Genomic DNA, 24,133 nt, shown 5'->3' with positions numbered 1-24,133 from the left:
CCGGTCCGCGGGCGCGGCTACCGGGCCTCCTTGACCTCGGGCACCCGGTCCAGTTCGATCCCGAAGCGCTCGCGATACGTGGCCAGCACCTCCTCGTCACTTGCCAGTTCCGACACCTCCTTGGTCCCGTCGGCCGTCGACACGGTGAACCTGCGGCCGCTGAGCGTGATCCTGCCTCCGTCCTCGGTGACCCGTGAGCAGACCAGCGACCTGGTGAAGTGCGACCGCGGCGAGGTGGCGTGCCACCAGGCCCCGGCCACGAAGTCCCCGAGCACACGGGGCCGTACCTCCAGCCGGTACTGGCGCTTGTCGCCCAGGAGCACGTCGAGGTCCTCGCGCTCCCGGGAGCCGCCCGCTCCCCGCACCCCCGCCGCGTCCGGCGCCGACTCCACGACCCGGAACATCCCCCCGGGGTCCCGCTGTTCGCCCCGCTCCACGAACGACAGCGGGTAGTGGCTGTGCGCCCCGAAACCGACGTCGGTCAGCCAGTCGCCCCCGTCCACCGTCCGCACCCGCAGCGCGAGATGGTCGTAGGGGATCCCCGGCTTCCCGTCGTCCCCGTACACCCGCGCCGCGAGAAGCGTCACGTCGAAACCCAGCGCACCCAGCAACGCGCCGAACACGCCGTTCAGTTCGTAGCAGAACCCCCCTCTGTGCGCGCCCACCACCTTGTCCAGCAGCCTCTCCTCCTCCAGCACGATCTCCTCGCCCAGGTGGATCGACAGGTTCTCGAACGGCACCGTCCGCAGATGGCACAGCTGAAGGTCACGGAGCACATCGGACGTGGGCCACGCCGGGTGCTGGGCCCCGATGCGGCGTAGGTAGGCGTCGGCCTGTGCGGAGTTCATGCGTTCAGTGTCGCGCCACCCCCATCCCTTCGCCCGCACCGGTGACGGCGAGATCACCGTCCTCGTCGGTCCGCAGCACCACCGCGCCCCGGGCCCGCAGGGCCGCGACCGTGCTCGGGGCGGGATGCCCGTAAGGGTTGTCGCCGCCGACGGAGACGAGCGCGAGCCGCGGAGCCACCCTGCGCAGGAGCTCCGGATCCTGATACGCCGATCCGTGATGGGCGACCTTGAGCACGTCCACGGCCTCCAGTTCCGCGGCGGCCGGGGATCTCGCCAGGGCCCGCTGGGCGGGCGGCTCCAGGTCGCCGAGCAGCAGCAGCCGCAGCCCCGCGGACCGCACGAGCAGGGTGACACTGGCATCGTTCGGGCCGTCCGGCGGCGGGACCGGGTCCGGTGGCGGCCACAGCACCCGCCAGTCGAGGCCTCCCGCGCTCCGCCTCTCCCCCGCCACGGCCCGGGTCACGGGGATGTGCCGTGCGCGCGCCTCCCGTCGCACGAACTCGGCCTGTTCCAGAGGCTCTTCGAAGCCGGTCGTCTCGATGGCGCCCACCGAACGCCCCCGGAGCACACCGGGCAGGCCCGCGACATGGTCGGCGTGGAAGTGCGTCAGGACGACGAGCGGGATCCTGGTGACCCCGAGCGTGCTCAGACAGCGGTCGGCCAGCACCGGGTCGGGCCCCGCGTCCACCACCACCGCGCTGCCGTCCCCCACCGCGAGCACGCTCGCGTCGCCCTGCCCCACGTCACACATCGCGAACCTCCACCCGGGCGGCGGCCATCCCGTGATCACCCTGGTGAGCGGCGGCGGCTGCACCACGAACAGCAGGAGCAGCACCGCGCCGACCCCGCTGGGCAGCGGATGTCTCAGCAGCCGCCGGCCGAAGGCCACGGCGGCCACCGTGACGAGGGCCAGCAGCAGCGCGCCCGCCCAGCTGTCCGGCCAGTCCACTCCCGCGCCGGGCTGTGCCGCCCCCGCGCGCGCGATGCCCGCGATCCACCGGACCGGCCAACTCGCCACCCAGGCAAGAGCCTTGGCCACGGGCATCGCCCAGGGCGCGGTCGCCAGCGTCGCGAACCCCAGCACCGTGGCCGGAGCGACCACGAACTCCGCGAGGAGATTGCACGGCACCGCCACCAGACTCACCCGCGCCGACAGCACGGCGACCACCGGCGCGCACAGGGCCTGCGCGGCGGCCGCCGCGGCCAGCGCCTCGGCCACGCGTGCGGGCACCCGGCGTCGCTGGAGTGCCGCACTCCAGCGCGGGGCGAGCGTGAGCAGGGCCCCGGTCGCGAGGACGGAGAGCAGGAACCCGTAACTGCGAGCGAGCCAGGGGTCGTACAGCACCAGGAGCAGAACCGCGGCGGCCAGCGCCGGGATCAGCGATCTGCGGCGCCCGGTCGCGATGGCGAGCAGCGAGATCGCTCCGCAGGCCGCCGCCCGCAGCACGCTCGGGTCCGGCCGGCACACGACGACGAAGGCCAGGGTCAGCGCTCCGCCGAGCACGGCGGTCGCCCGGAGCGGAACCCCGAGCCGCGCGGCGAGGCCCCGGCGCTCCACCCGCTGGGCGAGGCCCGGCGGCCCGATGAACAGGGCGAGGACGATGACGAGATTGCCCCCGCTGACGGCGAGGAGATGCGTGAGGTCGGTGGCCTTGAAGGCGTCGTCCAGTTCCGGCGTGACACGTGCGGTGTCCCCCACCACCAGCCCCGGCAGCAGAGCCCGCGCGTCCGCGTCCAGGCCGTCGGTCGCCCTGCGCAGCCCTTCGCGCAGCCTGCCCGCGAACCGCTGCGGACCGGACGGCGCTCCGACCACCTCCGGCGGCGCGCTCCCCCGTACGCGCAGCACCGCCGCGATGTCCTCCCCGTCCGACAGGGCGGGCACGACGCGCGCGGCCACCCGCAGCCGGGTCGACGGCAGCAGCGACAGCCAGGGCGAGCGCCCGCCGGTCTCCCGGGGCACACCGCGTGCCGAGGGCCCGCCGAACCTCCGAGGCACGCCTTGTCGTGAGCGGGCGTCGACGATCACCAGCACCGGTGTCCGGGTGGCCAGCACCGTGCCGTCCGCCTCGGTGACCCGCGTGACGTCGGCGTCGAACAGCAGAGCCGTCGGAGCGACGTGGTCCCCGCTGATCCGGGGCCGGGTGAGCCGGGGATCGGAGGTGATCTCCACCTCCGCGGTCACCTCGGCGAATCTCTCCGCGAGGGCGGGAACGGGGCCGCGCCGCAGATCCGCCGCGTGCAGCCCGGCGGAGGCCGCGGCGGCGCCGACGCAGAGGAGCACGGCGGCGACGGACACCCACAACCCGCGGAGCCCCACCGCTCGCCCCCGCCCAGCGCCGGAGCCTCCCCGCCCCGTACCCGCTTCCCCCCGGCCCGCGCCGGAGCCTCCCTGTCCCCTACCCGCTTCCCCCCGCCCCGCGCCGGAGCCCCGCCACCCCGTGCCCGCTCCCCCTCGCCCCGCGCCGGAGCCCCTCCACCCCGTGCCCGCTCCCCCTCGCCCCGCGCCGGAGCCTCCCCGCCCCGTGCCCGCTTCCCCCCGCCCCGCGCCGGAGCCCGTCCACCCCGTGCCCGTATCTTCCTGCTCCCTCCGTGCGGCTCTCCGTCCCGCCAGCGACAGCGCGCCGGCCGCGGCCAGGGACGCGGCCACGACGGCCGTGACCCGGCCCGGCGACGCTCCGACGCTCACGGCCGCCGTGAGCCAGACCGCCACGGCGGGTGCCACGAGCCGAAGATCGGCCGGCCCCTCCGCCCTGGGGTGCGAGGCCCCCAGCCGCCGCCCCGAGGCCGCGTGCACAGAACTCCGGCCGGTGACATCGGGCAAACCCGCGGGGCGCGTCAGGGCACCTCGCGTCTCCCCCGCCTCCGCCGCCGTCCCGGACCGGGGCCCCATCGCCGGCCGAGGCCCGGACGCCGCCGTCGTCCGAGGCGTGCGCGAGCCTCTCGCCGCCAAGGACGTGGACTCCCGCGGCATCCTCACCGGCCCGCCGGACAGCCCGCTCGCCGCCGGGCCCGCCCCCTCGTCCCCCCTCCCGGAACCGGAACCGCTCATGGCCGCACCAGATGCCGGAGATCGGCGAAGCGTCGGTCTCCGATCCCGCTCACTTCGCGAAGCTCGTCGACCGAGCGGAACCCGCCGTGCGCCGTGCGGTAGTCGATGATGTGGCGGGCGAGGACGGGTCCGACGCCGGGCAGGCTGTCGAACTGGTCGACGGTGGCCGTGTTGAGGGGAATCGGCGCGGAGGGCACCGCTCCCGCCGCGGATCCTCCGGCGCCGAAGGCCACGGAACCTCCGGAGCCACCCGGTCCGGCTCCCGCCGGGGCCGCGGACGCGCCGACCACGATCTGTTCGCCGTCCACGAGGACCCGGGCCCGGTTGAGGCCGTCGGTGTCCGTGCCGGACCGTAATCCGCCGGCGGCGCGCAGGGCGTCCTCGACGCGGGACCCGGCCGGCAGGTGCTGGAGTCCGGGGGCGCGCACCTTTCCGCCCACGTCCACGACGACCACACCCCCGCCGACGGCGCTCGAAGCTCCGGACGGGGCACCGGAATCCCCGCCCGGCCCCTCGCCCGGTGGGTGCTTCCCGCCGTACGGTGCGCCGGCGCTCACCACCTCCGGGGCACGGACCGGTCGCGTCCGGCCCGCCCAGAAGTGCTGCGCGGCGAAGACGGCGGCCACGACCAGCAGCACGCTCAGCGCTGCCACGCTCCTGCGTTCCAGACCGCACCGCGACTGGAGCCACAGCGGAAGCCGCTCCCGCACGGCGAGCCCGGCCCGGTCCCGCCACGCGCCCGCTTCCCCGGCCGGATCATGCAAGGCCGGGGCACTCGCGGTGCCGGGAACCGGACCACCGCCGGGGACCGGCCCACCGCCGGGCGCCTCGCTCCCGGTCCACGCCCTCGCGGTCCACGCGCTCCCGGTCCGCGTGCTCGCCGTCGGCGTGCTCAGGGGCGCCGTCCTGTCGGCCGTCGAACCCTCTGCCCGTGGTGTCCGTCCAGGGTCCGGGACGGTGTCGCGGCCGTGGGCCCCGGCCCCGGGGTTCCAGGAATCCCGGACCAGGCCGGCCATGACGCCCGTGCCCACAGCCGTGTGCGCCCTGGGGACGTCCCCGCCATCGCGGTCCGGCCGCGGCGGGCCGTGGCCCGACTCGCGCCGCTCCTGGGCGCGTTCGGTGAAGAGCGCGTCGGCGCGCAGCCGAAGCGCCGCGGCCGAAGCCTCGTGACGACGGGTCCGGTTTCGCCCGTCGCGACGGCGATGGCGGCTGCGGCTGTCGGAATGGGGGCCGCGACCCGGGCCGCTGGTCGGGGTCGCGGTGCGTGAGCTCGATCGAAGTGCCATGCGGCGAGGATGCGGCAACCCGCCACCCTCGCGATGATCTTGCTCAATTCCGGTGGAAAGCGCCCCAGTTGTGGATAACTCCATCACTCGCGCGAGCGACGCACGCGGGCGACGGGGGTGCCGGCCTCCTCATCGGGGCGAGACGACCGCCGCCAGCAGACCGGGTCCGGTGTGCGCTCCGATCACCGCGCCCACCTCGCTCACATGCAGTTCGGCGAGTCCCGGAACCCGTGCCCGCAACCGGTCCGCGAGGGCCGACGCCCGCTCGGGGGCCGCCAGATGGTGAACGGCGATGTCGACCTGCGCGGTGCCCGCCCGGTCCACGACGATCTCTTCCAGGCGCGCGATCGCCTTGGACGAGGTCCGGACCTTTTCGAGAAGTTCGATACGGCCGTCGCGGAGTTGCAGCAGCGGCTTCACCGCGAGCGCGGAACCCAGCAGTGCCTGGGCGGCCCCGATCCTGCCGCCACGGCGGAGGTAGTCGAGGGTGTCGACGTAGAAGTGGGCGGACATGCCCGCGGCCCGCTTCTCGGCGGCGGTGACCGCGTCGTCGACGCTCCCGCCCGCCTCGGCGGAATCGGCGGCGGCCAGCGCGCAGAACCCGAGGGCCATGGCGACCATCCCGGTGTCGACGACGCGCACCGGCACCGGGGCGTCGCGCGCCGCGAGCACCGCGGCGTCGTAGGTGCCCGAGAACTCGGAGGAGAGGTGCAGCGAGACGATCCCGGTGGCGCCGGACTCGGCGACCGCGCGGTAGGTCGCGGCGAACGTCTCGGGGCTGGGCCGGGACGTCGTGACGGGGCGCCGCTTCTGCAGTGCCAGGGCCAGGGAGCGCGCCGAGATCTCGGTGCCCTCTTCGAGCGCCTGGTCCCCGAGGACCACGGTCAGCGGAACGGATGTGATGCCGTGGCGCTCCATCGTCCGCGGCGGCAGGTAGGCCGTTGAATCGGTGACGATCGCGACATGGCGGGACATGAGCTGGAGATTACCTGGCTGGGCGGGTCCGCGGCAGCCCGGCCCCGTCCACCTGCGGTCGCGACGGCCGGATCATGTCGTGCTCTCGGGGCGGGGCTTCTTCTGCCAAGGGTAGGTGGGCCGTTGGCCGGGCGGCGTGATGGCCGAACGCCTCGACAGGTCCTCGGGACGGGACTGCGGGCTCCGGGGCCCGCTCTGCTCGTCCGAGACCCCCGCGTCCGCCGTGGAAGCGTCGGGCCAGGACGTGGCCGGACCCGGCTCCTTGGTCCAGTGGCGCAGCGCGCCGGCCTCCACGTCGATCTGGGCGCTCAGCGTGTCCAGGTCGTCTCCGGCGAAGCGGTGGGCGCGGTCGCGGGCGGCCCAGCGCAGCGAGTCCGCGGACCGCGTGATCCGCTGGGTGCGTTCCCGCAGGCCCGGGAGCCGGGTGGCGAGCGTGTCCCGGTCGGGCTCGGCCTCCAGACGCTTCAGTTCGGCGTCCAGCTCGTGCCCGTGGGCGCTGAGCCGCTCGAAGAGGCTCAGGGACTCCTTGAGGGACTCGTCCTCCGCCGCACTCGCCTGGAGCGCGTCCTGGGTGGCGCGCATCGAGGTGCGCAGCGTCAGTCTGAGCTGGGCCAGCTCGCCCTGGGGTCCGAACTGGGCGAAGGTCTTCGCGCGCAGGGTGGTGTCCTCGACCGTGCGGCGGGCCTGCGAGATGGTGCGGTCCACACCGCGCTTGGCGGCGCCGATCACCTTCACCGTCGCATACGCGCCGAACACCACGAACAGCAGGAAGAGCAAGGCGATTACGGTGATCACGGTACCCATCACACTCCTCCTCCGACCGGCCGCGGCACCTTGCGCCGCGCTCTCAACGGTAAACGCTGCGGGCAGGTTCGGAGTTCCGGAGGGACCCCGAACCTGCCCGTAGGGGACTACCCCGAGCCGGTCGGCTACGCCGTGACGATGTTGACCAGCTTCGGCGCGCGCACGATCACCTTGCGGATCCCGGCGCCGTCCAGCGCCGCGACGACCTTCTCGTCGGCCAGCGCCACCTTCTCCAGCTCCGCGTCGGTGATCGACGGGGAGACCTCCAGGCGGGCCTTGACCTTGCCCTTGATCTGCACGACGCAGGTCACGGCCTCGTCGACGACGTACGCGGGGTCGGCGACGGGGAAGTCCTGGTGGACGACCGAGTCGGCGTGGCCCAGCTTGCGCCACAGTTCCTCGGCGATGTGCGGGGCCAGCGGCGCGACCATCAGCACCAGGGCCTCGGCGACGGGGCGCGCGACCGGGCCGCCCGTCTTGGTCAGCTGGTTGTTCAGCTCGGTGACCTTGGCGATGGCGGTGTTGAACCGCATGCCCTCCAGGTCCTGGCGTACGCCGTCGATGGCCTTGTGCAGGGCACGCAGCGTGTCCTCGTCCGGCTCGGCGGAGGCGACGGTGACCTCGCCGGTCGCCTCGTCGACGACGTTGCGCCACAGCCGCTGCAGCAGGCGGTACTGGCCCACCACCGCGCGCGTGTCCCACGGGCGGGAGACGTCCAGGGGGCCCATCGCCATCTCGTACAGGCGCAGGGTGTCCGCTCCGTACTCGGCGCAGATCTCGTCCGGGGTGACCGCGTTCTTCAGGGACTTGCCCATCTTGCCCAGCAGCCGGGAGACCTTCTCGCCCTGGTAGTAGTGAGCGCCGTCGCGCTCCTCCACCTCGGCGGCCGGTACGGCGATACCGCGGCTGTCGCGGTACACGTAGGCCTGGATCATGCCCTGGTTGAACAGCCTGTGGAACGGCTCGGCCGACGAGACGTGGCCCAGGTCGAACAGGACCTTCGACCAGAAGCGCGCGTACAGCAGGTGCAGCACGGCGTGCTCGGCGCCGCCGACGTACAGGTCGACGCCGCCGTGCGGCTGGCCCTCGCGGGGGCCCATCCAGTACCGCTCGATGGCCGGGTCGACCAGCTTCTGGTCGTTGTGCGGGTCCAGGTAGCGCAGCTCGTACCAGCAGGAACCGGCCCAGTTGGGCATGGTGTTGGTCTCGCGGCGGTACTTCCGCGGGCCGCGGCCGTCACCCAGGTCCAGGGTGACGGCGACCCAGTCCTCGTTGCGCGACAGCGGGGTCTCCGGGGACGTGTTCGCGTCGTCCGGGTCGAAGGTGCGCGGCGAGTAGTCCTCGATCTCCGGCAGCTCCAGGGGCAGCATCGACTCGGGCAGCGAGTGGGCGACGCCGTCCTCGTCGTAGACGATCGGGAAGGGCTCGCCCCAGTAGCGCTGGCGGCTGAACAGCCAGTCGCGCAGCCGGAAGTTGACGGTGCCCTCGCCGATGCCCCGGCGCTCCAGCCACTCCGTGATGCGCGCCTTGGCGTCGACGACACCCAGGCCGTCCAGGGAGATGTCGTCCCCGGCGGAGTTGACGATCTTCGCGTCGTACGAAGCGAAGGCGTCGTCCCAGGTGGAGGCGTCGGTGCCGCGGTCGTCCGAGGGCTCGACCACACAGCGCACGGGCAGCTCGAAGGCGCGCGCGAACGCGAAGTCGCGGGTGTCGTGCGCGGGGACGGCCATGATCGCGCCGGTGCCGTAGCCCATCAGCACGTAGTCGGCGATGAAGACCGGGACCTTCTCGCCGTTGACCGGGTTGGTCGCGAACGCGCCGGTGAAGACACCGGTCTTGTCCTTGGCCTCGGCCTGCCGCTCGACATCGGACTTCGAGGCGGCCTGCGCGCGGTAGGCGGCGACGGCCTCGGCGGGCGTCGCGTGACCGCCGGTCCACACGTCGTGGGTGCCCTCGGGCCAGGCGGCCGGTGTGAACTTCTCGACCAGCGGGTGTTCCGGCGCCAGCACCATGTAGGTGGCGCCGAACAGGGTGTCCTGGCGGGTGGTGAAGACCGTGATCGCTTCGCCGTCGATCGGGAAGTCGACGCGCGCGCCCTCGGAGCGGCCGATCCAGTTGCGCTGCTGCAGCTTGATGGCCTCGGGCCAGTCCAGCGCGTCCAGGTCGTCCAGCAGGCGGTCCGCGTAGGCGGTGATGCGCATGTTCCACTGGCGCAGCTTGGCCTTGAAGACGGGGAAGTTGCCGCGCTCGGAACGGCCGTCGGCGGTGACCTCCTCGTTGGCCAGGACGGTGCCCAGGCCGGGGCACCAGTTGACCGGCGCGTCGGAGGCGTACGCCAGGCGGTAGCCGCTCAGGACGTCGGCGCGCTCGACGGCGCTCAGCTCGTTCCACGCGCGCGTGGTGCCGGCGACGGTGGGGACGGCACGCTCACCGCTCTCGAACTGGGCGACCAGCGCCGAGATCGGGCGGGCCTTGCCGGCCTCGTCGTCGTACCAGGAGTTGAAGATCTGTACGAAGATCCACTGGGTCCACTTGTAGTACTCCGGGTCGATCGTGGCGAACGACCGGCGCTTGTCGTGGCCCAGGCCCAGTGCGCGCAGCTGGGACTTCATGTTCGTGATGGCGGCGTCGGTGGTCACCCGGGGGTGCTCGCCCGTCTGGACGGCGTGCTGCTCGGCGGGCAGGCCGAAGGCGTCGAAGCCCAGGGTGTGCAGGACGTTGTGACCCGTCATGCGCTGATACCGGGCGGATACATCGGTGGCGATGTAGCCCAGGGGGTGACCCACATGCAGACCCGCACCCGAGGGGTAGGGGAACATGTCCATGATGAACTTCTTGGGCCGGGCGGCCAGCTCGGGGTCCCCGGCCAGGTCACCGGTGGGGTTCGGGGCCTCGTACGTGCCCTCGGCGTCCCAGAAGTCCTGCCAGCGTGCCTCGATGTCGGCGGCCAGGGCGGCCGTGTAGCGGTGCGGCGCGGCCGACTCGGCGGTGGCGGCAGCGGTGTTCGTCTCGCTCATGTCCTCAAAGCTCCATCGATCGTCTCTGCCGGCGGAAATGAAAAAACCCCTCGCACAGGAGGGGACGCCGCGCTGATGCCGACCGCGATACGTCAGCGGTCGGGGCTGATCAGCGCGGCTCGCTAAGCAGAAGGCGTACGGCACGCATGGCGTCAGGGTACCGCAGCGCCCGCACGGGCCGCGACGAGCTTCCGGGCCCGTGGGCACCGCGCCCGCCGGGACAGCCGGCAAAAAAATGTTGACCGATGTTCAAATTTTACTTCGCTTAACGGACGCTTGCGGACAACACAAAGACCTCATTGCCCTTTGGTAACAAGGCAATAACTCAAACGTGGAGCTCGACGCCATTTCTCGACCTAGAGTGCGCCTTCGGGACCGCTTCCCCGAACCGTAGGGAGTACCCCTCATGAACCCTCGTCGTAACAACAGCTCGCTTCCCCGGGTGGGCCGTTCGGCCTACGGGGCGGCGACGGCTGCCGTCCTGCTCCTCATACCCGTGATCGTGGTGGTGGGCGGCAACGCACTCCAGGACTTCCTGAACTTCGGCGCCGGCGTGCTGTCGCTGGTCTCCCTGTCCTGTTCGGTGATCTGGGGTCTGGTCGCGACCGACCGGATCTTCCTGAACACCCGCCAGCGGCTGGTGGCCCAGGCCGTGCACCGGACGACCGCCGTGTCCTCGGTCGCCTTCCTCCTGCTGCACATCACGGTGAAGATCGCGCTCGACCACACGAGCCTGCTCTCCGCCCTCGTCCCCTTCAGCCTCGGCGTCACGGGCATCGGCGGGCTCATCGGCCTCGGCTCCCTGGCCGGTCTGCTCATGATCTTCACGGCCGTCACCGGTGCCCTGCGCAGCGCCTTCGCCTCGCCCGCCCCGGTCGCGGCCCGCTGGCGCGCTATGCACATGCTGGCCTACCCGGCCTGGTGCGCCGCGCTCGTCCACGGCCTCTACGCGGGTCGCGCGGCGAAGCCGATCTTCACGATCCTCTACAGCCTGTGCCTGCTCGCGGTCATGGGGGCCCTGGCCCTGCGGACCTCGCCGGCCCCCTTCAAGCACAAGGTCGCGGCCAAGGTCCTGGCGCTCATCGGCGGCGGCAACGCCCGCGGGTTCCGTGAGGACCTGGAGGCGTCCCGTGCCGCCGCGATGGAGTCGCAGCAGGGTTCCGGCGGTCGCTCCGCCCAGCGTTCCCCGGGCGACGGCTTCGTCCCGCCCCAGCGCAAGGAGCCCTCGGCCCCCCAGTTCGGCGGCGCGCCCGACCCCGCGGACGCCGGCTTCGCGGCGGCCTACCGGGCCGTGGCGACACCCGGCGACGGCCCCGCGGCCCCCGGGACGCAGCAGTTCCCGATGCCCGTGAACGCGCAGCCCACCGAGACGTTCCCCCGCGCCGGCAACGGCGCCCCGCAGGGCGGCTGGCCCGTTCCCACGTCGGCCCCCGTCGGTGAGGCCCCCGTGTCGGCGTACGACCCGCTCAACGACACCGGATACACCGTCCCGGTCTACGGCAATCCGCCCGCCGGGAACTACGGCACGAGTGATGTGTACAACACCGGTGAGACGAACGTGTCCTATCGCACGTACAACACCAACGACACGTACGACAGCGGTCCCACGACTGACGTACTGCCGGGCGCCTTCGACGCTCCTGGCTCCGGTGAATCATGGAATGCCCCTTCCGGAGGCTTTAAGTGAACGAGGCCCTGCCCGACGTCCCGGAAGTCCGCGTAGTCGGACTTCCGCAGCTCACGTCGGGTTTCGACCTGGTTGAACGCCTTGATCTGCCCATGCACCTCAAGGTGCACGGTCCGCTCGAACCCCTGGGCGGAGAAGAGCTCGCGAGCCTCGCCGAGGACATCAATCTGAAGGGCCGCGGCGGGGCGGGCTTCCCGTTCGGCAAAAAACTGCGCTCGGTGGCCGAATCAGCCATCAAGAAGGGCATCCGCCCGGTGGTGGTCGTCAACGGAAGCGAGGACGAACCGGCCTGCCGCAAGGACACGGTGCTCATCAACCGTGCCCCGCACCTCATCCTCGACGGCGCACTTCTGGTCGCGGAGGCCATGGGCGCCCGCCAGCTCGTGATCGGCGTGACCCGCGAGTCCACCCAGCGCTCCATGGAAGCGGCGCTGTCCGAGCGGGGCCTGAGCAACCGGAGGGGATCGCCCCTGCGCGCGCGCGTGCAGCGCAACCCCGTGCGCATGGTGACCGGCGCGGCCGCGTCGCTGATCCGCTCGATCGACGGCGGCCCGGCGGTGCCGCCCGGCCGCAAGGTCAGCGCCTCCCAGTCGGGTGTCGGGGGCGCGCCCACCCTCCTGTCGAACGCCGAGACGTTCGCGCAGCTGGCCATCGCCGCGCGCATCGGCCCCGACCGCTACCGCAACACGGGCCTGTACGACGAGCCCGGCACCGTCATGCTCACCGTCTCGGGCGCGGTCGCGCGCCCCATGGTGATCGAGGTCCCCACCGGCGTCCCCCTGCGCTACGTGCTCCAGCTGGCCGGCGCCCCGGCGATGCCCCAGGGCGTCCTGACCGGCGGCTACCACGGCAAGTGGCTGGACGCGGCGACGGTCAACGAGGCGATCATCTCGCGGGACTCCCTGGCCGCGGTGGGCGGCGCGCTCGGCGCCGGCGCGATCCTCCCCATCACCCAGGAGACCTGCCCCCTGGGCGAGTCGCTGCGCGTGGCGCAGTGGCTGGCCGACGAGAGCGCGGGACAGTGCGGCCCCTGCTACCTGGGCCTGCCCGCCGCGGCGCGCGGCCTGGCGGACATCCTCAACGGCGGCGGCCCGGCGGCGCTGGAAGCCGTGAAGCAGGTCGCCAAGTCCGTGAAGCGGCGCGGCGCCTGCTCCCACCCGGACGGCTCGGCGATGTTCATCGAGTCGACCCTCAAGGCGTTCACGGACGACCTCGCCGCCCATGTCCTCGGAAACGGCTGCGGAAGGCCCGTGGAAGGCGTTCTGCCGCTCTTCGAGGACGGCCGGCTGCCCCTGAGCATCATGGGCGGCCAGGGCGAGCAGGAGACGGGTCCCAGCCGCCAGAAGATCTTCGTCGACTGGACGCTGTGCCGCGGGCACGGCCTGTGCGCCGATCTCCTTCCCGAGGTCTTCGAACTGGGCGCCGACGGCTTCCCGACCGTCGCGCAGGCCCCGGTGCCGCGCTTCGCCGAGGCGAAGGCCCTGCGCGCGGTGCGCCGCTGCCCGGCGCTCGCCCTGCGGATCGAGGAGGACACCAGGGGCTCGTCCCCGGCGCGCAACAACCTGCCGGTCCTCTCCCAGGGCCGCGGGCGCCGCGCGCTCGGCAGCGGCCGCTGACACGAAGGAGCGGGCCACCAGGAACCGGTGGCCCGCCTTCGACACGTTCCGCGCGGGGGCCGGACGGCCGTTCCGCGAGAGGCACGGGAGAACGAAGAAGCGGGCCACCCTGATCGGGTGGCCCGCTTTCAACGACTGTGGAGCTAAGGAGAATTGAACTCCTGACCTCCTGCATGCCATGCAGGCGCTCTACCAACTGAGCTATAGCCCCTTGTGGCCACGCGGCGAGACCGCGTTTTCACCGTGTCGCCCGGTTTCCCCGGCGGCGACGCCAACATTACACGGTTCCCCTGGTGCACCACCAAATCGTTTCCCGCCTGTACCGATTCAGGCTTTATGTCGCGCTGTGCGGGCCCTGCCGCGTGCCACCTCCGCCCGGATACGACCACTGGGCCGAACGGGTTCGGGGAGGCGCGGAGCGGGGTTCTCCGGGCATCGACGGACGGGGAACGCTCCCCGGGGCCGCCACGCGACTCCTGGCGGGCTTCACGGGGCCCTGACGGGCTTCACGGGCTCACGTGAGACCCGTCCGGCCTGCGGGGCACCGAGGGGCGCGCGGAGGCCGCTCCAGGACGGCTGTGGTGTCCCGCTCGCGTGAACGCGAGCGGGTGCGGCGCCGGCACGGCACGGTGCGGGCGGGGCGGGAACTGCGCCGGAACGGCAGCGGATTGACGCCGCCGGGCCGGCCGGAACGGCGGCGGACCGGCCGGCCCGGCGTCGGACGCGCGCCGGGATCACACGGCCCCGGGGGCACACGGCCCCCCGGTCAGGCCGTGGCGAACGAATAGAAGCGCTTGAGCGTGCAGTGCTCGTCGAGGAGCCGTGCGTAGATCGGCTCGCCCTCCAGCTCGCGGTACGTCTCGATCGGGTCGCCTTTTATGATCAGCGCCCGCGCGCATTCCTCGCACCAGTACTGGTAGTCGTGGTTGACCGGCTCCATGTCGCGGACGATCGGCGTACCACTGCCGCACCAATCGCATTTCCGCCTGTGTGCACCCATCAATCAGCTCCAGCTGTGGCCGCAGGCCGTGCACACGTAGGAGATTCCACCGTTGTCACCGAGAACCTGGGCAACGTGGACCGATCCGCAGGAAGGGCAGTCGAGGAGGGTGGCTTTCTTACGGTTCAGTGCCACTTCGAGGAGATCGTCGACCTCCTCGAGGATGCTGGCAGGCATCGCTACTCCCTCCCGTCGGGCCGCGCCCCCTTCCGGCCGTTTGATTCTGCCACGGCCGGAGCAATACGGTCAGCGACGCCTTCGTACCAGTCCGGACACGGGCACCCAGCACGGCCCTGGGGACCGGCGCATACGAGCACGCCAGGAGCGTGTCCGCCAAGGTATACGCCCCAGGGACCCCAAGTGACTCAAGCGGGTTCGAGATGAGTGTGCCCAAGACCACGCCACTCCATGAGCGGGAGAGCGCGCGCGGCTCCTGACGGTGTCACGGCGGCCGCCGGGGCGACGCGTCCGGCGGTGGCCCACGACACGGCTTTCGCAGTCCGTCCGCCCAACTGCGCCCGCCTCGGCGCGTTCTTCCGGGGCCGGGTCCCAACTCGGGTGTGAACAACGAAAAATCCCGCTCCCTCACGGGAACGGGATCTTTCATCACTCTGTCCGACAACTCGAGGAGAGTCGGTCTGTGGAGCTAAGGAGAATTGAACTCCTGACCTCCTGCATGCCATGCAGGCGCTCTACCAACTGAGCTATAGCCCCTTGTGTTCTTCCCGCCCTGCGGGCCGAACAAGAAGAACTTTAGCCTGCGACCAGCCGGAAAGTGAAATCCGGTCCCTCCGGGCCCGGGCGACCGGACGGAGGGCCGTCCGGCGCCTCTCAGTCGTCGTCGCCGAGGACCGGCTCCGGCAGTGTGCCGGCGTTGTGCTCCATGAGCCGCCAGCCGCGGACGCCCTCGCCGAGGACGGACCAGCAGCAGTTGGACAGGCCACCGAGGCTCTCCCAGTGCTGGGACTCCAGATCGAGCAGACGGCCGATCGTGGTGCGGATCGTGCCTCCGTGGCTGACGACGACGAGGGTGCCGTCGTCCGGCAGCTTGTCGGCGTGCCGCAGCACCACGGGGGCCGCGCGGTCGGCGACCTCGGTCTCCAGCTCGCCCCCGCCGCGCCGCACCGGCTCACCGCGCTTCCACGCGGCGTACTGCTCGCCGTGACGCGCGATGATCTCCTCGTGCGTCAGCCCCTGCCAGACGCCCGCGTAGGTCTCGCGCAGGCCCTCCTCGTGGGTGACGATGAGGCCGGTGAGAGCGGCCAGCTCGGCGGCCGTGGCGGCGGCACGCTTGAGGTCCGAGGCGACGATGGCGTCGGGCTTCAGCGAGGCGAGCAGCCGGGCGGCGCGGCTCGCCTGCCCGATGCCCGTCGCGGTCAGCTCGACGTCCGTGGAGCCCTGGAAGCGGCGGTCCACGTTCCAGGAGGTCTGGCCGTGCCGCCACAGGATGACGCGGCGGCCCCTGCCCGGCTTCGCCTCGGTGGTCGCGCCCGCGGCCTCGTGGGCCTCGGCGGTCACCGCAGCTCCTCCATGCCGACGGAGTCCTCCTCGGCGTGGAACTTGGCGTGCTCGGCGGCCTTGCCGCGGGTCGCCTTGGCCTCTTCGGGCAGGTCGAGCTCCGGGCAGTCCTTCCACAGACGCTCGAGGGCGTAGAAGACGCGCTCCTCGCTGTGCTGGACGTGCACCACGATGTCGACGTAGTCGAGCAGCACCCAGCGTGCCTCGCGGTCGCCCTCGCGGCGCACCGGCTTGGCGCCGAGCTCCTTGTTCAGGCGCTCCTCGATCTCGTCGACGATCGACTTGACCTGACGGTCGTTGGGCGCGGACGCCAGCAGGAAGGCGTCGGTGATGGAGAGAACATCGCTGACGTCGTAGGCGATGATGTCGTGCGCGAGCTTGTCTGCGGCCGCCTGTGCGGCGGTCTGAATGAGCTCGATGGAGCGGTCCGTGGCGGTCACTACGCGGCTTTCCGTCGGCGGTCGGTTACGACTCAAGGGTCTCACGGCCGCCGAGGACACCCCACGCGTTTCTCGGGCCACGCCCCGGGGCCGGGCCCCGGGGCGTGATACCGGTCACCCGCGGGTCATCCCGTCGAGCGGCTGGTGATCTTGTAGTCCTGGCCGAGGACCACGGACACGTCCGCGTTGCCGGTGGCCTTGCCCTTCTTCACGGTGCTGGTGGGCAGCCCCAGGGTCTTGGCGACCTCGACGGCGTCCTCCTTCTTGGCGGCGTCGCTGTACGTGATCTGGGACACGCTCCGGGCGGCGGCCGAGGTGCCGGAGTCCAGGAACGTGTAGCCGCCGTTGACCAGGGCGACCCGGGCCTGGCCCGTGGCCGCCTTGACGCCGGTGGCGTTCTCGATGCCGACGCGGACCGCGGCACCCGCCTCGGGGCTCTTCGCCGTACCGCCCAGAACGTTCTTGATCACGCTGCTGGAGGTGCTCGCCGTCAGCGTGCCGTCCTGCTGCACGGGCAGCAGCGCGGTCTTGTAGTCGCCGCCCTTGGCGAGGTCGGCGAGCTTGGCGAGGAAGGCGCCGAGGTCCTGGTCGGTCAGGGACGGGTCGAGGATCTGGGCCAGCGTCTGCACGGTGGTGGTCGCGGCCTGCTTGTCCGAGGACAGCTTGCGCATGACCCCCTGCATGACCTGGCCGAACCGCTCGAGCTGCGCGTTCTGGGCCTCGTCCGCGGCCTGGTAGGTGGCGTAGGCGACGGCCATCTTGCCGCTGAGCGTCTGGTCCTCGCCCTTCTTGACGAGCGGGGGGTCGCTCTTCTTCTTGGAGGCGGGGTCCGGAACGTCGGTGTTGGTGGTGACCTCGATGTCGCCGACGAGTTCGACCAGGTTGTTCAGGTAAGGGGTGTCGAGCCGCCAGGTGCCCTGGATGCTGGTTCCCAGCACGGTGTCCAGCGCCTCCCGTGTTCCGGAGGAGCCGTCCGTGTCGACGGACTTGGCGAGCGTGGTCGTCGAGCCGTCGTCGTCCGTCAGGGCGAGGGAGTTGGGCAGCAGGACGGTGGTGCCCTGCTCGGTGGTGGTGTTGTCGACGAGCAGGGCCGTGGCGGTGCCGCCGCCCTTGGTGTTGTGCAGGTGGACGACGACCACGTCCCGCTTCTGCGCGGCGACGGGCGTCGTGGCCCCCGGCTTGGCGTCCTCGGCGGTGCCGGGAAGCTTGCCCGCGTACCAGAGGTAGCCCGCGCCACCGACGACGACCAGGGCCAGGACCACGACCAGGGCGACGATCCGGCTGCGGGTACGGCGCTTGGCCTCCTCGCGCCGCTCGGTCCGGTTCTCCGTGAACTTCAGCCAGTCGATGACGTCCTCGGACTCGGCCTCCTGGTCCTCGACGAAGGCGAACTGCTCGGTGCCGTAGTCCCGGTCGGCCCGGGGGGCGTCGTCTTCGGCCGGCCCGGCCTGCTGCGGGATGCGGGGGGCCTGCTCGGCGACCCGGGGCTGCCCGCCGGTGCTCGCGGCGCCCGCCGTGCCGGCGCTCCGCCCGTAGCCGTCGTACGGCGTCCGGGCGGTCCCGGTCCCGCCGGCCCGGGGCGCACCCGTGCCGAACGGGTCGAAGGAGGCGGCCGGCTGCTGACCGGTGTCGTACGGCGACACCGTCTCCTGCCTGCCGGTGTCATAGGGAGACACCGTCTCGTGCTGACCGGTGTCATAGGACGACACCGTCTCGTGCTGACCGGTGTCATAGGGCGACACAGGTGCCTGGTGGCCCGTGTCGTAGGGCTGGACAGGTTCCTGACGGCCCGTCGCATAGGGGTCGTAGCCGTAGCCCTGCTGCTGCCGGGCGTCGTAGCCGTCGTACCCCTGGGCGGGCTGCTGCGGGACCTGCCGGTACACAGGCTGCCCGTACTCGTCGTAGCCGACGAGTTCGTACTGCTGGTCGCCGCCCGCGTATCCGTCGTATCGGTCGTTCACCGGGTGCCCCTCTCGGCTCACTGGCCGCGGTACAGCTCACGCTTGTCGATGTAGCGCACCACACCGTCCGGCACCAGGTACCAGACGGGGTCGCCCTTGGCGACTCTCGCACGGCAGTCTGTGGACGAGATGGCGAGCGCGGGAACCTCGACCAGCGAGACACCGCCCTCCGGGAGCCCCGGGTCGGTCAGGGTGTGACCGGGCCGGGTGACCCCGATGAAGTGCGCGAGGGAGAACAGTTCTTCCGTGTAGCGCCAGGTGAGGATCTGGCCGAGCGCGTCCGCGCCGGTGATGAAGAAGAGATCCGCGTCGGGGTTGAGCGCGTGCAGGTCGCGCAGGGTGTCCGTCGTATAGGTCGGGCCGCCGCGGTCGATGTCGATCCGGCTGACCGAGAACTGGGGGTTCTCGGCGGTCGCGATGACCGTCATCAGATAGCGGTCCTCGGCGGGCGTGACCATGCGGCCGGTCTTCTGCCACGGCTGCCCGGTCGGCACGAACACCACCTCGTCGAGGTGGAACTGCGCGGCGACCTCACTGGCCGCGACCAGGTGCCCGTGGTGGATCGGGTCGAAGGTGCCGCCCATGACGCCGAGCCGGCGCTTGCCCGGATTCGAGGGGGCGTTGCCGGGGCCGGTCACGAGGCGCTTCACCGCACCGCCGGCCGCCGCGCCCGCTCCGCCCGTGGCGTCGCCGGCGGCGGCGCTCTCCGTGTCACTCGCCGGACCGGTAGGCATGTCCTGCTCTCCCATGCGTGCAGACCCTACCGGCCCGGCCGACGGGCTCCGGCCGACAGGGGCCCCGAGCGGGCCCGGGAGACTCAGCGGTCGCGGTTGAAGCGCGTGGTGATCCACAGCAGCAGGAGCAGGATGAACAGGGCCCCGCCGCCGGTCAGGTACGGGCTGAGGCTCTCGTGGTTGCCGCCGTTCTCGCCCTCGGCGACGACGGTGGCCAACTGTGCGGCGGTGTGCTGGAAGCTCATCTCGGCAGAACCTATCCAGTGGGTGCGGGATAAAGATGTCGGCCCATCGTATGCGGGCGCCCACACAGCGAACACGCCGACTCCGCCGTTGGGGACGGCGCTCCGCCCGCCGGTCCGCGGCCGGCCGTCAGTCGTCGCGCTTGTAGCCGCGCAGCAGGAACCAGGCGGCCAGGACCACCCCGATGACCACGACGATCAGCACGACGCGGAGCAGATTGCCCGGACCCTGCCTGTCTGCCGCCGAGGCGGCCTCCGTGAGCCACGCGGCCGCGGGGATGTGCTCCATGTCGTACGACTCCTTCTCTGTACTGCCCGTCAACGGTATCTCCGCCTAGGCTGGGCTCTGCCTCGGGGGGGCAGAGGGCACTCAGACGCACATGGGGGAACACATGTCCGACGGCGACCACGAACGGAACGGGCACGAGAACGTGCCGAGCAGGCAGCGCAGGCGCTTCGAGGGGATCTCGTCGCGGGCCTACGAACACCCGGCGGACCGCTCGGCCCTGGTGGCCCTGCGCAAGCTCAGCGGTTTCGACACGGTCTTCAAGGCACTGAGCGGCCTGCTGCCCGAGCGCAGTCTGCGGCTGCTCTTCCTGTCCGACTCCGTGCGCGTCTCGGACGCCCAGTTCGCGCACCTCAACGACATGCTGCGGGACGCCTGTTACATCCTGGACCTGGAGAAGGTCCCGCCGATGTACGTGAACCAGGACCCGCAGCCCAACGCGATGTGCATCGGGCTGGACGATCCGATCATCGTGGTGACGACCGGGCTCGTCGAGCTGCTGGACGAGGAGGAGATGCGGGCGGTCATCGGCCACGAGGTCGGCCACGCGCTGTCCGGTCACGCCGTCTACCGCACGATCCTGCTGTTCCTCACGAATCTCGCGGTCCGGGTGGCCTGGATCCCGCTGGGGAACCTCGCGATCATGGCGATCGTGACCGCGCTGCGCGAGTGGTTCCGCAAGTCGGAGCTCTCGGCGGACCGGGCGGGGCTGCTGGTCGGCCAGGACCTGCGGGCCTCGATGCGCGGTCTGATGAAGATCGCGGGCGGCAATCACCTGCACGAGATGAACGTGGACGCGTTCCTCGCGCAGGCCGAGGAGTACGAGTCGGCGGGCGACCTGCGGGACTCCGTGCTCAAGATCCTGAACGTGCTGCCGCGCACGCACCCCTTCACCGCGGTCCGCGCGGCCGAGCTGAAGAAGTGGGCGGAGTCCCGCGACTACCAGCGGATCATGGACGGCCACTATCCGCGGCGGGACGCGGACAAGGACACCTCGGTGTCGGACTCCTTCCGGCAGTCGGCGGCCAGCTACGCCACCGACATGAAGAACTCCAAGGACCCGCTGATGAAGCTGGTCAGCGACATCGCGGGCGGCGCGGGCGACCTCGGGGGCCGGGTACGGCGCGGCTTCGGGGGCTTCGCGGGCGGCGCGCCGAAGGACGGCGCGGCCGGCGGGGACGCCGGTGGCACGGGCACCGGGCAGGCGCCCCGTGAGGACCGCTCCGAGGACGAGGGCACGGAGACCGACGGCCGGGACTGATCGCCCGCGCCGGGTCGCGCCGCCGGGCCGCCGGACCCCGCCGGGGGTGCCGCCGATCGCATCCGGGCGGCGCCGCCCGGCGCTCCGGTCAGACCTTCGGCTGTGCGCTTCCGGCCAGTGACCCGCACACGGCGGTGGCGCTGCCGGTGGCGTACGGGTCGGTGCCGGCCGGGCCGCCCGCCTTGGCCTTCTCGCCCGCGATCAGCGGCCGCAGCCGGCTCACCGGGTCGTCGGAGCAGGCGAGCGGGCCCGCCTGGACGTAGGACACGACCAGTTCGGCCTGGTGCATGCGCAGGTCGTCGCGGTCGAAGCGGAAGGTCAGTTCGCGCCGCACGGTGAACAGGGAGGCCTTGGCCTCGGCGTTCGCACCCGCCGGCTTCAGCGCGTAGACGAAGGTGTGGTCGGCGACGACCTCCAGGGTGTTCGCGTCGGACTCGGCCGCCTGGAGGGTGCCCTGCACCCGGATCCCCTGGTCGGCGAGCTGCGTCCGGGTCGCGTCGAAGCGGATCAGCCAGCCGGTCGGGGCGTGCCGTCCGTCGGCGGCGGGGTGGTCGAAGCTGCGGTCGAACTGGTCGAGCTGCCGCGGGTCGAGCAGGATCCGTACGGGCCGGGTGGCGCCTCCGGTCAGCACGCTCGGGTCGAGGGACGACTCGACGAGGTAGTCCTTCGCGGTGGTCAGGGCGGTGACGACCTGGCTGTCGGAGAAGTGCGCGGTGCGCCGGACGGCGGGCATGGTGATGCCGTCGGCTCCGGTGCGGAACTGGGCGGCCGGGCTGCCGGTGTACAGCTTGTCGGTGCTGGCCGAGCCCGGGACGGCGGTCTGCGGGGCGAGCGGGATCACCGTCATGCGCAGCGGTTCGGCCGGCCGGGTGGCGGAGGGCGGATACGGGTGGCGTACGCCCATGTAGATCGCGGTGCCGAAGGCCAGGGCTATCAGCAGGACGAGGATCAGCGCCTGCCGGGACAGCCCGCGCTCAAGGGGCGGGCGGCGGCGGACGGCCGGGCTGTGGTCGGCCATGCGTTCCCGGGCGGAGAACTCCTGGAGGCGGGCAGCGCGGACGAACGACTCGTCGAAGACGACGGATCGGTACTCGTCCTCGCCACCGGCGGGAGCACCCTCGGGTGTCCCCTCAGGTGGGTCCACAGGCCCGCCCATACCTTCAGAGTAGGTCTCCGGGGGCTCCGGTAAACGCTGTGGTGCGCGACAAGTTCTGACAGGTTCCCACCAGGACGGTCACGCTGTGCGACGAACGTCGGCGCCTCGGCGGGGGGACCGGCGTCAGGGGGTGCGCGGCACCGCCGACACCGCCGGCCGGGAATCCCCGGCGGAGGCCGAGGGGCCCGGGCCGGTGATCTTCTCCTGGCCCTGTTCGAGGCCGGAGGAGGCGGGTGAGGGGACCTGGTCCTGGCCGTCGGAGGAAGCGCCCCGGTAGACCGCCGTGAAGGCGAGGGCGACCATCCCGATGCCCATGACGAGGGCGAGGAGCCAGGCGACGGGCCGGTGCCAGCGGGTCTGCTTGCCGTAGGGCCGGCCATACATCCCCGGGAAGCCGTGACGGCCCTCCAGGACCTCGGAGTCGTCCGGATCGTCCAGGTCGGGATCGTGGGCGAAGTCGTCGGGGCCGAAGCCGTCCTCGTAGCGCTCGTCGTCGCCGCGGGCACCGCGGGCGTGTGCCCGGCGCGCCTCGGCCTCGGAGGCCTCCGCGCGGGCCTGGGCGGCCGCGAGCAGCCGCTCCACGGCGGTCGGTTCGTGGAACGCCGCCGCCCGTACGAAGTCCTCGTCGAAGACCACGGAGGCGAACTCTTCGTCCGCGCCCCCGCGGTCGTGGTCGTCGTCGGGCTCCCAGCCGTCAGGGAACGGCGTGCCCCCCACGTCCTCCGGCACGGATCCAGAGTAGACCTGAGGGGTCAATTTGGGCAGACGGTACGGAAATTCGACCGCAGGACGGGACCGCGCCCCGGTGGACCGCGGGCCGTGAACCGTCCGCCGCGCGCCCCGGCGCCCGGCACCGCGCCGCCGCGCGCCCCGCCGCATCTCCGAGCCGGACCGCGGCCTCCGCGCTCTCACAGGGCCGCCTGCGGGTTCGGGGACGCCGCCGTGGCCGCGCCCCCGCCGGTGTCTCAGCGGCGGATGTGACCGTCGCCCGTGACGATGTACTTGGTGCTCGTCAGCTCCGGCAGTCCCATCGGACCGCGCGCGTGGAGCTTCTGCGTGGAGATCCCGATCTCGGCACCGAAGCCGAACTGGCCGCCGTCGGTGAAGCGGGTCGAGGCGTTCACGGCGACGGTCGTGGAGTCGACCAGCTGGGTGAAGCGGCGCGCGGCCTGCTGCGAGGTGGTGACGATGGCCTCGGTGTGGCCGGAACTCCACAGCCGGATGTGCGACACGGCCTTGTCGAGCGAGTCGACGACCGCCGCCGCGATGTCGTAGGAGAGGTACTCGGTGTCCCAGTCCTCCGCCGTGGCCTCCACGACCGTGGCCTTGGAGTCCTTGGCGTGGGCGAGGACGCGTTCGTCGGCGTGCACGGTGACCCCGGCGTCCGCGAGGGCGTCCAGGGCGCGCGGCAGGAACGCGGCGGCGATGTCCTGGTGCACCAGGAGGGTCTCGGCGGCGTTGCAGACGCTGGGCCGCTGGGCCTTGGAGTTGATCAGGATGTCGATCGCCATGTCGAGGTCGGCGTTCGCGTCGACGTACACGTGGCAGTTGCCGGTGCCGGTCTCGATGACCGGGACGGTGGACTCCTGGACGACCGTGCGGATCAGGGAGGCGCCGCCGCGCGGGATGAGGACGTCGACCAGGCCGCGGGCGCGCATCAGTTCACGGACCGACTCGCGTCCCTCGCCGGGCACGAGCTGGATGGCGTCGGCGGGCAGTCCGGCGCCGCCCACGGCGTCGCGCAGGACCCGCACGAGGGCCGTGTTCGACTCGTAGGCGGAGGACGAGCCGCGCAGCAGGACCGCGTTGCCGGACTTCAGGCACAGGGCGGCCGCGTCGACGGTCACGTTCGGGCGGGCCTCGTAGATGATGCCGACGACGCCGAGCGGGACGCGGACCTGGCGCAGGTCGATGCCGTTCGGGAGGGTCGAGCCGCGGACGACCTCGCCGACCGGGTCGGGCAGCGCCACCACGTCGCGGACGTCGGAGGCGATCGCGCGCACGCGCTCGGGGGTGAGCGTGAGCCGGTCGATGATGCTCTCACTGGTCCCGGCCTCGCGGGCCTTCGCGATGTCCAGCGCGTTGGCGGCGACGATCTCGCTCGTACGCACTTCCAGCGCGTCCGCGATCGCGAGCAGCGCGTCGTCCTTCTCGGCCCGCGGCAGCGGCGCCAGGTCGGCGGCGGCGGACTTCGCGCGATAGGCGGCCTGGGCCACCGGGGACATGGAGTCGTACGGCGAGAGCGTGGTCATG

At 72.2% G+C, this 24,133-nt stretch carries 20 protein-coding genes and 2 tRNA genes; 3 read left to right on the top strand and 19 right to left on the bottom strand.

From position 1 onward, the window contains the following. Positions 1 to 17: 17 nt before the first annotated feature. The 6 genes from ACF07B_RS02280 to leuS all read right to left on the bottom strand — a co-directional run bounded on the left by ACF07B_RS02280 (position 18) and on the right by leuS (position 9,979). A complete protein-coding gene (locus ACF07B_RS02280; RefSeq protein ID WP_392177456.1) occupies positions 18 to 848 on the bottom strand; it encodes an arylamine N-acetyltransferase in 831 nt (276 codons plus the stop codon). A 4-nt stretch (positions 849 to 852) separates the two neighbouring features. Continuing rightward, a complete protein-coding gene (locus ACF07B_RS02275; protein ID WP_392177455.1) occupies positions 853 to 3,642 on the bottom strand; it encodes a ComEC/Rec2 family competence protein in 2,790 nt (929 codons plus the stop codon). A gap of 251 nt (positions 3,643 to 3,893) precedes the next feature. Beyond that, complete coding sequence (locus ACF07B_RS02270; protein ID WP_392177454.1) at positions 3,894 to 5,183, bottom strand: ComEA family DNA-binding protein; 1,290 nt, start codon at positions 5,181 to 5,183, stop codon at positions 3,894 to 3,896. 129 nt (positions 5,184 to 5,312) lie between these two features. Continuing rightward, positions 5,313 to 6,158 carry a DegV family protein gene (locus ACF07B_RS02265; RefSeq protein WP_392177453.1) on the bottom strand — a complete coding sequence of 282 codons (846 nt, stop codon included), beginning with the start codon at positions 6,156 to 6,158 and terminating at the stop codon, positions 5,313 to 5,315. A gap of 72 nt (positions 6,159 to 6,230) precedes the next feature. Next, complete coding sequence (locus ACF07B_RS02260; protein WP_369484718.1) at positions 6,231 to 6,962, bottom strand: hypothetical protein; 732 nt, start codon at positions 6,960 to 6,962, stop codon at positions 6,231 to 6,233. Positions 6,963 to 7,087: 125 nt separating this feature from the next. Then, on the bottom strand, positions 7,088 to 9,979 hold the full coding sequence (gene leuS / locus ACF07B_RS02255) for a leucine--tRNA ligase (protein WP_392177452.1): 2,892 nt from the start codon (positions 9,977 to 9,979) through the stop codon (positions 7,088 to 7,090). 406 nt (positions 9,980 to 10,385) lie between these two features. Between leuS and ACF07B_RS02250 the strand changes: the two genes are divergently transcribed. Further along, positions 10,386 to 11,666 carry a cytochrome b/b6 domain-containing protein gene (locus tag ACF07B_RS02250; protein ID WP_392177451.1) on the top strand — a complete coding sequence of 427 codons (1,281 nt, stop codon included), beginning with the start codon at positions 10,386 to 10,388 and terminating at the stop codon, positions 11,664 to 11,666. Beyond that, positions 11,663 to 13,282, top strand: a complete 1,620-nt coding sequence (locus ACF07B_RS02245) for an NADH-ubiquinone oxidoreductase-F iron-sulfur binding region domain-containing protein (protein ID WP_392177450.1) — start codon at positions 11,663 to 11,665, stop codon at positions 13,280 to 13,282. The genes ACF07B_RS02250 and ACF07B_RS02245 overlap by 4 nt, the downstream gene beginning before the upstream one ends. Positions 13,283 to 13,420: 138 nt before the next feature. On the opposite strand, the gene ACF07B_RS02240 is transcribed toward ACF07B_RS02245, so the two are convergent. From ACF07B_RS02240 to ACF07B_RS02195, 10 genes are all read right to left on the bottom strand, one after another. Then, positions 13,421 to 13,493 (bottom strand) — tRNA-Ala (locus tag ACF07B_RS02240). Between the two features lie 555 nt (positions 13,494 to 14,048). Beyond that, positions 14,049 to 14,282 carry a hypothetical protein gene (locus ACF07B_RS02235; RefSeq protein ID WP_037618755.1) on the bottom strand — a complete coding sequence of 78 codons (234 nt, stop codon included), beginning with the start codon at positions 14,280 to 14,282 and terminating at the stop codon, positions 14,049 to 14,051. A 3-nt stretch (positions 14,283 to 14,285) separates the two neighbouring features. After that, positions 14,286 to 14,459 (bottom strand): hypothetical protein, encoded by a 174-nt coding sequence (locus ACF07B_RS02230; protein WP_261702676.1) that lies wholly within the window; start codon positions 14,457 to 14,459, stop codon positions 14,286 to 14,288. Positions 14,460 to 14,923: 464 nt separating this feature from the next. Further along, positions 14,924 to 14,996: transfer RNA gene (locus ACF07B_RS02225), tRNA-Ala, on the bottom strand. Positions 14,997 to 15,113: 117 nt separating this feature from the next. Then, a complete protein-coding gene (locus ACF07B_RS02220; RefSeq protein WP_392177449.1) occupies positions 15,114 to 15,800 on the bottom strand; it encodes a histidine phosphatase family protein in 687 nt (228 codons plus the stop codon). Beyond that, entirely contained in the window at positions 15,797 to 16,240 is a 444-nt protein-coding gene (gene rsfS / locus ACF07B_RS02215; RefSeq protein WP_392177448.1) for a ribosome silencing factor, read from the bottom strand. The genes ACF07B_RS02220 and rsfS overlap by 4 nt, the downstream gene beginning before the upstream one ends. 125 nt (positions 16,241 to 16,365) lie before the next feature. After that, positions 16,366 to 18,201, bottom strand: a complete 1,836-nt coding sequence (locus tag ACF07B_RS02210; RefSeq protein WP_392177447.1) for a LytR C-terminal domain-containing protein — start codon at positions 18,199 to 18,201, stop codon at positions 16,366 to 16,368. Between the two features lie 17 nt (positions 18,202 to 18,218). Continuing rightward, on the bottom strand, positions 18,219 to 18,950 hold the full coding sequence (gene nadD / locus ACF07B_RS02205) for a nicotinate-nucleotide adenylyltransferase (protein WP_392177446.1): 732 nt from the start codon (positions 18,948 to 18,950) through the stop codon (positions 18,219 to 18,221). A gap of 68 nt (positions 18,951 to 19,018) precedes the next feature. Further along, entirely contained in the window at positions 19,019 to 19,180 is a 162-nt protein-coding gene (locus tag ACF07B_RS02200) for a hypothetical protein (protein WP_037618764.1), read from the bottom strand. A gap of 127 nt (positions 19,181 to 19,307) precedes the next feature. Beyond that, positions 19,308 to 19,499, bottom strand: a complete 192-nt coding sequence (locus tag ACF07B_RS02195; protein WP_392177981.1) for a hypothetical protein — start codon at positions 19,497 to 19,499, stop codon at positions 19,308 to 19,310. A 70-nt stretch (positions 19,500 to 19,569) separates the two neighbouring features. Between ACF07B_RS02195 and ACF07B_RS02190 the strand changes: the two genes are divergently transcribed. Then, on the top strand, positions 19,570 to 20,724 hold the full coding sequence (locus ACF07B_RS02190) for a M48 family metallopeptidase (RefSeq protein WP_392177445.1): 1,155 nt from the start codon (positions 19,570 to 19,572) through the stop codon (positions 20,722 to 20,724). 88 nt (positions 20,725 to 20,812) lie between these two features. On the opposite strand, the gene ACF07B_RS02185 is transcribed toward ACF07B_RS02190, so the two are convergent. From ACF07B_RS02185 to ACF07B_RS02175, 3 genes are all read right to left on the bottom strand, one after another. Then, a complete protein-coding gene (locus ACF07B_RS02185; RefSeq protein ID WP_392177444.1) occupies positions 20,813 to 21,880 on the bottom strand; it encodes a hypothetical protein in 1,068 nt (355 codons plus the stop codon). 123 nt (positions 21,881 to 22,003) lie between these two features. Next, positions 22,004 to 22,609: a hypothetical protein gene (locus tag ACF07B_RS02180; RefSeq protein WP_392177443.1), complete on the bottom strand. Its 606-nt coding sequence runs from the start codon at positions 22,607 to 22,609 to the stop codon at positions 22,004 to 22,006. Between the two features lie 236 nt (positions 22,610 to 22,845). Then, positions 22,846 to 24,132: a glutamate-5-semialdehyde dehydrogenase gene (locus tag ACF07B_RS02175; protein ID WP_392177442.1), complete on the bottom strand. Its 1,287-nt coding sequence runs from the start codon at positions 24,130 to 24,132 to the stop codon at positions 22,846 to 22,848. Position 24,133: the final 1 nt, after the last annotated feature.

The sequence above is a fragment of the Streptomyces sp. NPDC015532 genome (assembly GCF_043078065.1).
In the GTDB taxonomy this organism is placed as follows: domain Bacteria; phylum Actinomycetota; class Actinomycetes; order Streptomycetales; family Streptomycetaceae; genus Streptomyces.
The sequence above is the reverse complement of the archived record's forward strand: the minus strand, read 5'-3'. Positions and strand labels throughout refer to the sequence as shown.

Bases quoted from the DNA above. Each gene is read 5' to 3' on its own strand.
- ACF07B_RS02280 (WP_392177456.1), bottom strand. From the start codon at position 848: ATGAACTCCGCACAGGCCGACGCCTACCTACGCCGCATCGGGGCCCAG.
- ACF07B_RS02270 (WP_392177454.1), bottom strand. From the start codon at position 5,183: ATGGCACTTCGATCGAGCTCACGCACCGCGACCCCGACCAGCGGCCCG.
- ACF07B_RS02265 (WP_392177453.1), bottom strand. From the start codon at position 6,158: ATGTCCCGCCATGTCGCGATCGTCACCGATTCAACGGCCTACCTGCCG.
- ACF07B_RS02260 (WP_369484718.1), bottom strand. From the start codon at position 6,962: ATGGGTACCGTGATCACCGTAATCGCCTTGCTCTTCCTGCTGTTCGTG.
- leuS (WP_392177452.1), bottom strand. From the start codon at position 9,979: ATGAGCGAGACGAACACCGCTGCCGCCACCGCCGAGTCGGCCGCGCCG.
- ACF07B_RS02250 (WP_392177451.1), top strand. From the start codon at position 10,386: ATGAACCCTCGTCGTAACAACAGCTCGCTTCCCCGGGTGGGCCGTTCG.
- ACF07B_RS02235 (WP_037618755.1), bottom strand. From the start codon at position 14,282: ATGGGTGCACACAGGCGGAAATGCGATTGGTGCGGCAGTGGTACGCCG.
- ACF07B_RS02230 (WP_261702676.1), bottom strand. From the start codon at position 14,459: ATGCCTGCCAGCATCCTCGAGGAGGTCGACGATCTCCTCGAAGTGGCA.
- nadD (WP_392177446.1), bottom strand. From the start codon at position 18,950: ATGGGAGAGCAGGACATGCCTACCGGTCCGGCGAGTGACACGGAGAGC.
- ACF07B_RS02200 (WP_037618764.1), bottom strand. From the start codon at position 19,180: ATGAGCTTCCAGCACACCGCCGCACAGTTGGCCACCGTCGTCGCCGAG.
- ACF07B_RS02190 (WP_392177445.1), top strand. From the start codon at position 19,570: ATGTCCGACGGCGACCACGAACGGAACGGGCACGAGAACGTGCCGAGC.
- ACF07B_RS02185 (WP_392177444.1), bottom strand. From the start codon at position 21,880: ATGGGCGGGCCTGTGGACCCACCTGAGGGGACACCCGAGGGTGCTCCC.
- ACF07B_RS02175 (WP_392177442.1), bottom strand. From the start codon at position 24,132: ATGACCACGCTCTCGCCGTACGACTCCATGTCCCCGGTGGCCCAGGCC.